The following is a 12,334-nucleotide window of genomic DNA, read 5'->3' on the forward strand; positions in this document are numbered from 1 at the left end:
CATTTCCTGCCAGTTATGCCGAAGGAAGCCCCGATGACCAGCCCAAAGGACAATCAGACGGCGAAACCCGTCTGCTTCCAGGACGTGATCCTGCGCCTGCAATCCTATTGGGCGGCCCAGGGCTGCGCGGTGCTGCAACCCTATGACATGGAGGTCGGCGCCGGCACCTTCCACCCGGCGACCACGCTGCGCAGCCTGGGCGCCCGGTCCTGGGCCGCGGCCTATGTCCAACCCTCGCGCCGGCCGACCGACGGCCGCTATGGCGAGAACCCGAACCGGCTGCAGCACTACTATCAGTATCAGGTCATCATCAAACCCTCGCCGGCGAATCTGCAAGACCTGTATCTGGGCAGTCTCAAGGCCATCGGCCTCGACCCGATGATCCACGACGTGCGCTTCGTCGAGGACGACTGGGAAAGCCCGACGCTCGGCGCCTGGGGCCTGGGCTGGGAGGTCTGGTGCGACGGCATGGAGGTCAGCCAGTTCACCTATTTCCAGCAGGTCGGCGGCCATGACTGCAAGCCGGTCTCGGGCGAGCTGACCTATGGGCTTGAACGGCTGGCGATGTATGTGCTGGGGGTCGAGCATGTCATGGACATGCCCTTCAACCACCCCGACAGCCCGATCCCGCTGACCTATGGCGATGTCTTCCGCCAGGCCGAGCGCGAATATTCCCGCTGGAACTTCGAGCAAGCCGACACCGAGACGCTGCTGCAGCACTTCAAGGACGCCGAGGCGGAATGCGAGCGCATCCTGTCGGCCCCGGAAACCGACAGCGCCGGACGCCGGATCCCGATGGCGCATCCGGCCTATGACCAGGCGATCAAGGCCAGCCATCTGTTCAACCTGCTGGACGCGCGCGGCGTGATCTCGGTCACCGAGCGGCAGGCCTATATCGGCCGGGTCCGGGCGCTGGCCAAGCGCTGCGCCGACCTGTTCGTCACCACCTCGGCCGCCACCGGCGAACCCTTGCCCGCCTTCCCGGTCGGAGCCTGACACGGTGAGCGGCAAGGTCATCGCCATCTTCTTCGCGGTGCTGGCGCTGGTCGCCGGCATCGGCATGTATTACCTGCAGGTCTATCACTATTATCGCGAGGTCGAGGAGCCGCCGCGCAGCATCGCCCTGGCCGGCGGGCCGGTGCTGCCGGTTTCGGACTATCGCGGCATCTATTCGGTCAGCTCGCCGCTGGCCGACCGCGCCTGCTTCACCACCGACCCGGCGGCGGCGACTGGCGCGCAGGTCTATGCCACGCCGACGCCGCTGATCCCGCCGCGCTGGTTTCGCTGCTTCGACCCTGCCGCGCTGACCGAAGACCTGGCTGCCGGCCGGGCCACCGCCTATCTGGCGCAGCACGACGTGGCGCCCAAGATCGACAATGTCATCGCCGTCTATCCCGACGGGCGTGCCTATGAATGGCATCAACTGAACGAAGAAGCCGAAGAGAAAAGGACCATCGACTGATGCCCGATTTGCTGATCGAACTCTTTTCGGAAGAAATCCCGGCCCGGATGCAGGCCCGCGCCCGCGAGGACCTGAAGAAACTGGTCACCGACGGGCTGGTCGAGGCCGGCCTGACCTATCAATCCGCCGGTGCCTTTTCGACCCCCCGCCGCCTGGCGCTGGCCGTCGAGGGCCTGACCGCCCATAGCCCCACCACGCGCGAGGAGCGCAAGGGCCCGCGCACCGATGCGCCCGCGGCGGCGCTCGAAGGCTTCCTGCGCTCGACCGGACTGACGCGCGAGCAGCTGGAAGCGCGCGACGACAAGAAGGGCCAGGTCTGGTTCGCCAGCATCACCAAGCCCGGGCGCCCCGCCGCCGAGATCGTGGCCGAGGTGCTGGAAACCGCCATCCGCACCTTCCCCTGGCCCAAGTCGATGCGCTGGGGCGCGGGCAGCCTGCGCTGGGTGCGGCCGCTGCACTCGATCCTCTGCCTGCTCTCGGACGAAACCGGCGCCAATGCCGTGCCGCTGGAAATCGAGGGCATTCGCGCCGGCGCCACCACCCGCGGCCACCGCTTCATGGCCCCCGACGCCTTCACCGTCTCGGGTTTCGAGGATTACGCCGCGAAACTGCGCCGCGCCCGCGTCATGCTGGACCCTGCCGAGCGCGAGGCGGCGATCCGGCAGGAAGCCGCCAACCTCGCCTTCGCCCGCGGCTGGGAGATCGTGCCGGACGAAGGGCTGCTCTCCGAGGTCGCCGGTCTGGTCGAATGGCCGGTGGCCCTGATGGGCGCCATCGAGGACCGTTTCCTGACGCTGCCGCCCGAGGTGCTGCAAACCTCGATGAAAGAGCACCAGAAATTCTTCTCGGCCCGCAACCCCAAGACCGGCCGCATCGAGGGCTTCGTGACGGTCGCGAATATCGAGACCCCGGACCATGGCGAGACGATCCTGAAGGGCAACCAGCGCGTGCTGGCCGCCCGCCTGTCCGACGCCGCCTTCTTCTGGGAAAACGACCTGCGCGAGGCGCGCGCCGGCATGGCCGACTGGGCCGAGGGGCTGGCCCACGTCACCTTCCAGAGCAAACTCGGCTCGCAAGCCGACCGCATCGCCCGCATCGCGGCCTTGGCGCGCGAGATCGCGCCGCTGGTCGGCGCCGATGCCGGCCGGGCCGAGGAAGCCGCCCGGATCGCCAAGCTCGACCTGCGCTCGGCCATGGTCGGCGAGTTCCCCGAGCTGCAAGGCACTATGGGTCGCTATTACGCGCTCGAGGCGGGCAAGGACGCGGCGGTGGCCGACGCCGCCCGCGACCATTACTCGCCGCTGGGGCCATCCGATGCCGTGCCCACGGCGCCGGTTTCGGTGGCGGTGGCGCTGGCCGACAAGCTCGACACGCTGACCGGCTTCTGGGCCATCGACGAAAAGCCCACCGGCTCGAAAGACCCCTTCGCGCTGCGCCGCGCCGCGCTGGGGGTGATCCGGCTGGTGCTGGGGAACGGGGTGCGCGCCAGTCTCGCCCGGACCATCGGCAAGGCCTATCCGGGCGCCGATGCCGCCGATCTTCTCGCCTTCTTCCACGACCGCCTGAAAGTCTTCCTCAAGGAACAGGGCATCCGCCACGACATCATCGACGCCGTGCTGGCCATGCCCGGCAACGACGACCTGGTGCTGCTGGTCAACCGCGCCACCGCCCTCAACGACGTGCTCAAGACCGGGGACGGCACCAACCTGCTGCAAGGACTCAAGCGCGCCGGCAATATCCTGACCCAGGCCGAGGAAAAGGACGGCGTCGAATACAGCTTCGGCGCCGACCCGAAATTCGCCGAGACCGACGCCGAACGCGCCCTGTTCGCCGCCCTCGACCAGGCCGAGCCCGCGATCCGCGAGGCCGTGCGGCTCGAGGATTTCCCGGCCGCGACCCAGGGCATCGCCAGCCTGCGCGCGCCCATCGACGCCTTCTTCGAGACGGTGCAGATCAACACCGACAACCAGATCACCCGCCGCAACCGGCTGAACCTGCTGTCTCGGATCCGCGAAGCCGGCCGGCTGATCGCGGATTTCGGCCGCATCGAGGGCTGACCGGCCCTTCACCGTTTCACAAATACCCACCGGGGGCGCGGGGGCGGTCGGCCCCCGCTCTTCGCACTTGCAGCAATGCACCGGCCATGCCTAATGTGACGGCACCATGACCGCGCTGACAGATCCCGGAGCCATCGTCGAAATCACCCCCTCGGCGGGGATCCAGACCGCACGCCACGGCTGGCGCGCCAAATGCCTGCAGCGCCTGATCCGCATGGAGCTGCCGGTGCCGGCCAGCTTCGCGCTCTCGGCCGAGGCGGTGCGCGCCATCTCCGCCGGACAGATGCCCGACCGCGCCCGCCTCGCCGCCATCATCGAGCGCGCCGACGGGCTGGTCAGCGTGCGGCCCTCGGCGATGAACCCGGCCTGGGGCGGACCGGGCACGGTGCTGAACGTGGGCATCAACCACGCATGCCATGCCCGGCTGGTGGAAAGCCGCGGCAAGGCGGCGGCCGACGCCATCTATCTGGGCTTCGTGCAATCCTACGCCATCCATGTCGCCCGGCTCGACCCCGACATGTTCTCGGACAGCGAGGGCGGGCTCGACGCCGCGCTGCGCGCCTATGAGGACGAGACCGACGAGGAATTCCCCCAGGATCCGGCCCGGCAGCTGGCCGAGGTGCTGCGCAGCATGGCGCGGGCCTGGGACGGGCCGACCGCACGGCTTCTGCGCCAGGCCAAGGGGGCGCCGGCCATCGCGCCGCTGGGGCTGGTGGTGCAGGATATGGCGCTGGCCATCGGGCCGGGCGTCACCGGCTCGGGCACCATCCAGTTCATCGACAGCGTGACCGGCGCGCCGCGCATCACCGGCCGCTTCCGCGGCCAGAGCCAGGGCCGCTCGAAGGGCGAGGGGGCCGAGACGCTCTACCTGACCTGCGATCCGCGCGGCCCTTCGCTGCAGGAAGCCGCGCCCGAGGTCTTTGCCGACCTGGTCCGCTTCGGCGTTGCCGCCCGCGAAAGGCTGCGCGAGGAGATGCAGATCGAATTCGTGGTTTCGGACAGCCGGCTCTCGATCATCGACGCGGTGCGGGTAAGCCGCAGCTCGCGGGCCAGCGTCCGCATCGCCGTGGCGCTGGCCCGCGACGGCATCATCCCGGCGGAAGAGGCGGTGATGCGGGTCGAGCCGCGGGCGCTTTCGGACCTGTTGCACCACCAGGTCGATCCGCGCGCGCCCCGCGACATCATTGCCCGCGGCATCAATGCCAGCCCCGGCGCCGCCACCGGCCGCGTCGTCTTCACCGCCGCCGCCGCCCAGGCCGCCGAGGCGCGGGGCGAGCGCTGCGTGCTGGTGCGCCGCGAGACGGTGCCCGAGGACATCCGCGGCATGCATGCCGCCGTCGCGGTGCTGACCGAGCGCGGCGGCATGACCAGCCACGCCGCGGTGATCGCGCGCGGCATCGGCCTGCCCTGCATCGTCGGGGTCAGCGGCATCTCGATCGACCCGCGCGCCCGCACCATGCTGGTCGGCGGCCGCATCTTCCGCGAGGGCGAGGAGCTGACCATCGACGGCACCTCGGGCGAGGTGCTGGCCGGCGCCGCCGAGATGCTGGAGCCGGCGCTGGACGAGAGCTTCACCCAGCTTCTGGAATGGGCCGACGCGCATTGCCGCATCAAGGTGCGCGCCAATGCCGACACGCCCGAGGATGCCCGCACCGCCCGCATGTTCAACGCGCAAGGCATCGGGCTCTGCCGCACCGAGCACATGTTCTTCGACGACGAGCGGCTGCCGGCCATGCGCGAGATGATCTTCGCCGGGAAGCCCGAGGACCGCCGCCTGTCGCTGGAGCGCCTGCTGCCCATGCAGCGCAGCGATTTCGCGGCGCTGTTCGAGATCATGGCCGGCCTGCCGGTCACCATCCGGCTGTTCGACCCGCCGCTGCACGAATTTTTGCCACATGACCGCGAGGGGATGCGGGAACTTGCCGAATCGCTTGACCTGCCCTTGTCGGACGTGACCCGCCGGGTCGAGGCGCTGTCGGAATTCAACCCGATGCTGGGCATGCGCGGCGTGCGGCTGGGCATCACCGTCCCCGAGATCTATGACATGCAGGCCCGCGCCATCTTCGAGGCCACCATCGAGGCCAGCCATAACGGCGACCCGGTGGTCCCGGAAATCATGATCCCGCTGGTCAGCGCCCGGCGCGAGGTCGAACTGGTCAAGACCCGCATCGACGCCGTCGCCGCCGCCGTCCGCAACGAGACCCGCAAGGACTTCACCTATCGCCTGGGCGTCATGGTCGAAACGCCGCGCGCCGCGCTACGCGCCGGCGACATCGCCGAGCATTCGGCGTTCTTGTCCTTCGGAACCAATGACTTGACCCAGATGACCTATGGGCTGTCGCGCGACGATGCCGGCCGCTTCATGGGCACCTATGTCAACCAGGGCGTCTATGCCGAGGATCCGTTCCACATCCTGGACCAGGACGGGGTGGGCGAGCTGGTCGCCATCGGCGCCGACCGCGCCCGCAGCCACAAGCCGGGCATCACCATCTCGGTCTGCGGCGAGCATGGCGGCAACCCCGAATCGATCGCCTTCTGCTTGCGCGCCGGGGTGAATTACGTCTCGTGTTCGCCCTTCCGGGTGCCGGTGGCGCGGCTTGCCGCGGCGCAGGAATCGATTCTCATGGCCCGCGAAGAGGCGGAATCGGCGGCCGGCGACAGGTCCTAAGACCAGTCGGTTTTGGCCGGAATTCGCCCGTTAACCTTTTCGCGGTCGGCGGGTTTCCGCCAGAATCCAGCAAATTCAATCGAATCCGGCCTCTCACGCGCATGTGGGCTGGATCGGTCTTGGCGGTTTCGGGCCTTTAACGGTCAGTTCACGGCCCGGAACGGGTCTTCCCGACGAAACTGACCGGGTCTGCTCCCCGGACCGAAAACAGGACCGACATGCTGCTCAACAAGTCATGGCTGGCGCGCGTTTCCGTGTGTGTTGCCGTCGCACTCTCGCCCTTCGCCGCCGCTCCGGTCCTGGCCGATGCCCAGCACCAGGTCGCCCACGAGACCAAGCAAGAGATCAAGACCGTCCGCACCGCGACCGGCCTGCACCAGATCAGCCAGCGCGATCTGCAATGCCTGTCCGAGGCGCTTTACTTCGAGGCCCGCGGCGAAGGCGTCAATGGCCAGCGCGCCGTGGCCGAGGTCATCCTGAACCGCGTCGATCATCCGCGCTTTCCCAAGACGGTCTGCGGCGTGGTCAACCAGCGCGGCCAGTTCACCTATAACAAGGGCGCCCGCATCCGCGAAAAGGGCACCTTCGCCCGGGTGCAGAAGGTCGCGATGGCGGCGCTGGCCGGCGCGCCGCGCACGCTGACCAATGGCGCGACCTATTTCCACGCCCGCGGCGTCCGGCCGTCCTGGTCCAAGCGCTTCGAGCGCACGATCCGCATCGGCAGCCACACCTTTTATCGCTCGGATCGCCGGTTCGCCTCGAACTAAGGTCGCAGGCTGACGCATTCCTTCCGTGGATTTCGCGATCCCGTCTCTTGCGGCGGGGCCATTTTCCTGAAAACACAGGCGGCATGGACCAGCCAGACCGCATCCACCTGCGCGACTACATCGTCTCGGCCGAGATCGGGGCGTTTCAGACCGAGCGGGGTCACCCGCAGCGGCTGCGCTTCAACATCGACGTCGACCTGGCGACCCATGTCGTCGGCGTGAACGACGAGGTGGACCGGATCCTCAGCTATGACATCCTGACCGGCGCCGTGGCGGCCGGGCTGGCGGATCGCCGCTATGACCTGCTGGAGACGCTGGCCGAGAAGATCGCCGCGCAGATCCTGGCGCATCCGCGCGCCGCGCAGGTCTCGGTCATGGTCGAAAAGCTGGACCGCATTCCCGGGGCGCTGGGCGTGACGCTGGTGCGTCGCCAGGCGCGGGTCGAGGCCGACGACATCGCGGCGCCGATCCGGGTGGTTTTCCACGGCCGCGACATGGTGCTGCCCGACGGCGCCGTGGCGCTGGTCCCCGACGCGCCGCGCCTGCCTCTGCCGCAGGGCGGCAACGCGCGCGAGATCGAGCTGCTGGCGCTGGACCAGGCCGCCTGGGCCCTGGCCGGCCATCTGGGACTGACCGTCGCCGACAGCCGCACCGAGCTCGACTGGGCGGCAAGCGAAGGCCGCGTCGTGGTCTGGGCCCCGGCCCGGATGGTGCGCGACGTGGCGGGTCTCGCGGCCGAGCCGCAGGCGCTGGCGCTGTGGCTGGCCGAACGGCTGGGGGCGAGCCGGCTCGACTGGGCTCTGCCCTCGGGCGCGGCGGAGCCTTCGGTGCCGGCGGGTTTTCGCGTTCCGACCGGACGGATCTGATCTTCGCGCTTGAATCGGCTGCCGGCCGGCGTAGAGACCCGAAGCATGACCGATTACTTCCGCCCCATCCCTTGCGAAACCGGCCGCTGGCAGCTTGCCGGTGGCTGGCTGCGCTTCTCTCGATTCGAGCTTTTGCGCCGCGGTCAGGCGCCGCGCGTGGTGGACAGCGCCCCCGACGCGGTGCTGGCGGCGCTGACCGCGCCCCGCGCGCCGCTCCTGGGCCTGTCGCTGGACCGGCCGCGCATCATGGGCATCGTCAATGCCACGCCCGACAGCTTCTCGGATGGCGGCGCCTATGACGGGGCGGCGCAGGCGCGGCGGCTGGCCGGGCAGGGGGCCGAGATCCTGGATATCGGCGGCGAATCGACCCGGCCCGGCGCGCAGGAGGTGCCCGCGGCCGAGGAAATCGCCCGCGTGACCCCTGCCATCGCTGCGGGCCGTGCACTGGCGGCGGTGTCGATCGACACCCGCAAGGCCGGGGTGGCGCGGGCCGCCATCGCCGCCGGGGCGGGACTGGTCAACGATGTCTCGGGCTTCGATTTCGACCCGGCGATGGCGGCGACGGTGGCGGCGGCGGGCGTGCCGGTCTGCCTGATGCACGCCCAGGGCATCCCCCAGACGATGCAGGACAACCCGACCTATGGCGACGTGCTGCTGGACGTCTATGACGCGCTGGCCGAGCGCATCGCGCGGGCCGAGGCGGCGGGCATGCGCCGCGACAGGATCGTGATCGATCCGGGCATTGGTTTCGGCAAGACGCAGGCGCATAATCTGGCGATCCTGCGGCGGATCTCGGTCTATCACGGGCTGGGCTGCGCCGTGCTGCTGGGGGTGTCGCGCAAGCGGTTCATCGGCAGCATCGGTGGCGCCGACGAGCCGGCCGAGCGGATGGCGGGCACGCTGGCGGTGACGCTGGCCGGGGTCGCGCAGGGCATACAGATCCACCGCGTCCATGACGTGGCGGAAACACGGCAGGGCCTCGCCCTTTGGCGGGCCGTGACCACAGAAACGAGTTGAGCGGGGCAAGATGAGCAGGAAACTTTTCGGCACCGACGGCGTCAGGGGCCGCGCCAATACCCATCCGATGACGGCCGAGATGGCGCTGCGCCTGGGTGCCGCCGCCGGCCGCTATTTCCGCCGCAACGGCGAGGATCGCCACCGCGTCGTCATCGGCAAGGACACCCGCCTGTCGGGCTACATGCTGGAAAACGCGCTGACCGCCGGGCTGACCTCGACCGGCATGAACGTGTTGCTGCTGGGCCCGGTGCCGACCCCGGCGGTGGGCTATCTGACCCGCTCGATGCGGGCGGATGTGGGCATCATGATCTCGGCCAGCCACAACCCGGCGCATGACAACGGCATCAAGTTCTTCGGCCCGGACGGCTTCAAGCTCTCGGACGAGGCCGAGGCCGAGATCGAGGCCATCGTGGCAGGCGAGATCACCCCGGCGCAGCCACAGAACATCGGCCGCGCCAAGCGCATCGACGATGGACGCGGGCGCTATGTCGAATATGCCAAGACCACCTTCCCGGCCGGGCAGCGGCTCGAGGGGCTGAAGGTGGTGGTCGATTGCGCCAACGGCGCCGCCTATCGCGCCGCCCCGGACGTGCTGTGGGAACTGGGGGCCGAGGTGATCCCGCTGGGCGTGTCCCCGAACGGCCACAACATCAATGACGGGCTGGGCTCGACCCATCCCGAGGCTTGCGCCCGCGCGGTGCTGGAGCATGGCGCCGACATGGGCATCAGCCTGGATGGCGATGCCGACCGGGTGATGATCGTCGATGAAAGGGGCCAGGTGGCGGATGGCGACCAGATCATGGCGCTGCTGGCCGATCGCTGGGCGGCGCAGGGCCGGCTGCGCGGCGGGGCGCTGGTGGCAACGGTGATGTCGAACCTGGGGCTCGAACGGTTCCTGCAGGGCCGGGGATTGCGGCTGGAGCGGACCGCTGTCGGCGACCGCTACGTGGTCGAGCGGATGCGCGGCCAGGGCTTCAACCTGGGCGGCGAGCAGTCGGGCCATATCGTGATGACCGATTACGCCACCACCGGCGACGGGCTGATCGCCAGCCTGCAATTCCTGGCGGCGCTGGCGGATAGCGGCCGGCGCGCCTCGGATCTGGTGGCGCAATTCCAGCCGGTGCCGCAGTTGCTGAAGAACGTGCGCTATGCCGTCGGGGCCGATCCGCTGTCCCAGGAAAGCGTGCAGGCCGAGATCGCGCGGGCCGAGGCGCGGCTGGACGGCTGCGGCCGGGTGCTGATCCGCAAGTCCGGCACCGAGCCGTTGATCCGGGTCATGGCCGAAGCCGAGGACGAGACCGTGCTGCGCGAGGTGGTCGAGAATATCGTCGCGGCGGTGGAACGGGCGGCCTGACCGCGGGCGCGGGTCGCGCCGCTGGCGAGGTTTGCCGGGGTATTTGGAAAACGGTGAAACGGGGCACAGGCGTGCCATGGCGGTGCGGCGGCGCTTTCACCGTTTCACAAATACCCATGCGGCGGCGACGCGGGCGTTCCGCATGAGCGTTGCAGCAACAGGGACGCGTCAGAGCGCCGTCGGGTCGTAATCGTAGAGCCAGGCGAAGCGCTCGATCAGCCGGGTCGGGGCCAGGCGCGAGACGGCGCGCAGCCCGGCATGGGCGACGGCGCGGGTCGGGCCGCGCAGGTGGTAGTTGCGGGCATTGGCATTGGCCGCCTCGACGATCCGCTGGCAGCGCGGTTGGCGCAGGGCCTGGAAGCGCGCCAGGGCGGTCTGCTGGTCGGGGCCGGCGTCGAGGCAGGCGGCCAGTATCCAGGCATCCTCGATCGCCATGACCGCGCCCTGGGCCATGAAGGGCAGGGTCGGATGCGCCGCATCGCCGATCAGCGCCCGCCGGCCGTCCTGCCAATGCGCGGCGACCGGATGGCGAAAGAGACCCCAGATGCCGACCCGCTCGACCTGTTCCAGCCAGCCGGGTACCGGGCCGCCGAAGCGCGCGAAGGCGGCGCGCAGCTCGGCCGGATCGCCGGAGATGGACCAGCCTTCCTCGTGCCAGTCGGGACGTTCGACCACGGCGACGATATTGCGCTGGCCCTGGCCCAGCGGATAGCTGACCAGGTGCCGGCCCGGTCCCATGAACACCTGGGCCGCGGGCACGGCATCGGATTCGGCCGGGATCAGCGCCCGCCAGGCGGTCTGGCCGGTGAAGAACGGCGTCTCGGCGCCGTTCAGCGCCGGGCGCAGCCGGCTTTTCACCCCGTCGGCGCCGATCAGCAGCGGCACGTCGGGCAGGGCGGTGACCTCGTGGCCCAGCTCGATCCGGGCACCGGCCTCGCGCGCCGCCTGTTCCAGCAGCGTGACCAGCCGGGCGCGATGCACCAGCCGGAAGCGGTCCTGCGGGCGATGCCGGGCTAGGTCCAGCACCGCGACCGGCCGGCCGGCGGAATCGCGCAGTTCGACCCGCTGCGAGGGTGCCGAGATCGCCCGGAAGCGCGGCCACAGCCCCAACGCCTCGATCACCCGCACCGCATTGGGCGAGATCTGCAGGCCGGCACCGACCTCGCGCAGCGCGCCGGCGCGTTCCAGCACGGTGACAGCAAAACCGCGCTGCGCCAGCGCGCAGGCGGCGGTCAGGCCGGCGATGCCGGCGCCGATGATGGTGACGGGGGGCGGGCTCAGCGTCGCACCTCGGCGCTGGTGCCGGCGCGGACCTGGTCGAGCCGGTCCTGCGGCAGATCGGGGCGTCGCCGCCGCATCTCGGTCAGGTCGGGGGCCGCGGCGCCGGTCCAGCTTTCGCCGCCGCAAAGCACCACGACCTTATCCTCGCGGCGGATCGTGTTCCCGAGCCCGGTCACCATCGGCCTGCCGGTGGGGCGGACCGTGCCGCCGCCCGGCGCGGCGCGGCGGACCCCCAGCCCATGGAAATCCCGGCCGACGCCAGAGATCGGCGGGGTTCCCCGATCCGCGACCCGGTCGGGCGACAGGATCGTCACGGGTTTCAAGCTGTGGTCCGGCATGCTTGCTCCCTTCGGGTTGCGAGGCCGGGGCGGCTGCGGGCTCAGTCGTCGCGATGCACGCGCTCGCGCCGCTCGTGGCGCTCCTGCGCCTCCAGCGTCATGGTGGCGATGGGACGCGCGTCCAGCCGCTTGAGGCTGATCGGCTCGCCGGTCATCTCGCAATAGCCGTATTCGCCGGTCTCGATGCGGCGCAGCGCCGCGTCGATCTTGGCGACCAGCTTGCGCTGACGGTCGCGGGTGCGCAGCTCCAGCGAGCGGTCGGTTTCCTCGGAGGCGCGGTCGGCCAGGTCGGGCACGTTGCGGGCGCTATCCTGCAGACCTTCCAATGTCTCGGCGGACTGGTCCAGCAGCTCCTGTTTCCATGCAATCAGCTTGCGGCGGAAATATTCGAGTTGCCGCTCGTTCATGAAAGGTTCGTCTTCGGCGGGGCGATAATCTTCGGGCAGAAAGGTCTGGGCTTTCATCGTTCCTCCGGGAGCCGGGCGACTGGATGCCCGATCCTTGGCGCCCGCATAAAGTATGGC

At 69.8% G+C, this 12,334-nt stretch carries 11 protein-coding genes; 8 read left to right on the forward strand and 3 right to left on the reverse strand.

The genetic code is table 11. The features are described from left to right. Positions 1–33 precede the first annotated feature (33 nt). The 8 genes from NBE95_RS06820 (at position 34) to glmM (ending at position 10,191) form a co-directional block, all read left to right on the forward strand. Positions 34–996, forward strand: coding sequence for a glycine--tRNA ligase subunit alpha (locus tag NBE95_RS06820; protein ID WP_289893152.1), 963 nt, complete (start codon positions 34–36; stop codon positions 994–996). A gap of 4 nt (positions 997–1,000) precedes the next feature. Then, positions 1,001–1,462 carry a DUF6446 family protein gene (locus NBE95_RS06825; RefSeq protein WP_289893153.1) on the forward strand — a complete coding sequence of 154 codons (462 nt, stop codon included), beginning with the start codon at positions 1,001–1,003 and terminating at the stop codon, positions 1,460–1,462. Beyond that, positions 1,462–3,519, forward strand: coding sequence for a glycine--tRNA ligase subunit beta (glyS, locus tag NBE95_RS06830; protein ID WP_289893154.1), 2,058 nt, complete (start codon positions 1,462–1,464; stop codon positions 3,517–3,519). Before NBE95_RS06825 ends, glyS begins: the two co-directional genes overlap by 1 nt. A 106-nt stretch (positions 3,520–3,625) precedes the next feature. After that, complete coding sequence (locus NBE95_RS06835) at positions 3,626–6,187, forward strand: putative PEP-binding protein (protein ID WP_289893155.1); 2,562 nt, start codon at positions 3,626–3,628, stop codon at positions 6,185–6,187. A 218-nt stretch (positions 6,188–6,405) separates the two neighbouring features. Beyond that, positions 6,406–6,954: a cell wall hydrolase gene (locus NBE95_RS06840; protein WP_289893156.1), complete on the forward strand. Its 549-nt coding sequence runs from the start codon at positions 6,406–6,408 to the stop codon at positions 6,952–6,954. A gap of 83 nt (positions 6,955–7,037) precedes the next feature. Further along, positions 7,038–7,820: a dihydroneopterin aldolase gene (locus tag NBE95_RS06845; RefSeq protein WP_289893157.1), complete on the forward strand. Its 783-nt coding sequence runs from the start codon at positions 7,038–7,040 to the stop codon at positions 7,818–7,820. 45 nt (positions 7,821–7,865) lie between these two features. Next, positions 7,866–8,837, forward strand: coding sequence for a dihydropteroate synthase (gene folP / locus NBE95_RS06850; RefSeq protein ID WP_289893158.1), 972 nt, complete (start codon positions 7,866–7,868; stop codon positions 8,835–8,837). Between the two features lie 10 nt (positions 8,838–8,847). Next, positions 8,848–10,191 (forward strand): phosphoglucosamine mutase, encoded by a 1,344-nt coding sequence (gene glmM, locus NBE95_RS06855; RefSeq protein WP_289893159.1) that lies wholly within the window; start codon positions 8,848–8,850, stop codon positions 10,189–10,191. A 168-nt stretch (positions 10,192–10,359) separates the two neighbouring features. Here the strand turns inward: glmM and NBE95_RS06860 are convergent, their stop codons facing one another. The 3 genes from NBE95_RS06860 to dksA are packed head-to-tail and all read right to left on the reverse strand — an operon-like array spanning position 10,360 to position 12,274. Then, positions 10,360–11,451, reverse strand: coding sequence for an FAD-dependent monooxygenase (locus NBE95_RS06860; protein ID WP_289894852.1), 1,092 nt, complete (start codon positions 11,449–11,451; stop codon positions 10,360–10,362). Positions 11,452–11,468: 17 nt separating this feature from the next. Further along, on the reverse strand, positions 11,469–11,810 hold the full coding sequence (locus NBE95_RS06865; protein ID WP_289893160.1) for a hypothetical protein: 342 nt from the start codon (positions 11,808–11,810) through the stop codon (positions 11,469–11,471). A gap of 41 nt (positions 11,811–11,851) precedes the next feature. Then, positions 11,852–12,274, reverse strand: a complete 423-nt coding sequence (gene dksA / locus NBE95_RS06870) for an RNA polymerase-binding protein DksA (protein WP_024842929.1) — start codon at positions 12,272–12,274, stop codon at positions 11,852–11,854. Between the last annotated feature and the right edge of the window lie 60 nt (positions 12,275–12,334).

Origin of the sequence: Paracoccus sp. TOH (assembly GCF_030388245.1) — a bacterium.
Lineage (GTDB): Bacteria > Pseudomonadota > Alphaproteobacteria > Rhodobacterales > Rhodobacteraceae > Paracoccus > Paracoccus simplex.

Excerpts from the sequence above, each read along its gene's own strand:
- NBE95_RS06820 (WP_289893152.1), top strand. The coding sequence starts at position 34 with ATGACCAGCCCAAAGGACAATCAGACGGCGAAACCCGTCTGCTTCCAG.
- glyS (WP_289893154.1), top strand. The coding sequence starts at position 1,462 with ATGCCCGATTTGCTGATCGAACTCTTTTCGGAAGAAATCCCGGCCCGG.
- NBE95_RS06835 (WP_289893155.1), top strand. The coding sequence starts at position 3,626 with ATGACCGCGCTGACAGATCCCGGAGCCATCGTCGAAATCACCCCCTCG.
- NBE95_RS06840 (WP_289893156.1), top strand. The coding sequence starts at position 6,406 with ATGCTGCTCAACAAGTCATGGCTGGCGCGCGTTTCCGTGTGTGTTGCC.
- NBE95_RS06845 (WP_289893157.1), top strand. The coding sequence starts at position 7,038 with ATGGACCAGCCAGACCGCATCCACCTGCGCGACTACATCGTCTCGGCC.
- folP (WP_289893158.1), top strand. The coding sequence starts at position 7,866 with ATGACCGATTACTTCCGCCCCATCCCTTGCGAAACCGGCCGCTGGCAG.
- glmM (WP_289893159.1), top strand. The coding sequence starts at position 8,848 with ATGAGCAGGAAACTTTTCGGCACCGACGGCGTCAGGGGCCGCGCCAAT.
- NBE95_RS06865 (WP_289893160.1), bottom strand. The coding sequence starts at position 11,810 with ATGCCGGACCACAGCTTGAAACCCGTGACGATCCTGTCGCCCGACCGG.
- dksA (WP_024842929.1), bottom strand. The coding sequence starts at position 12,274 with ATGAAAGCCCAGACCTTTCTGCCCGAAGATTATCGCCCCGCCGAAGAC.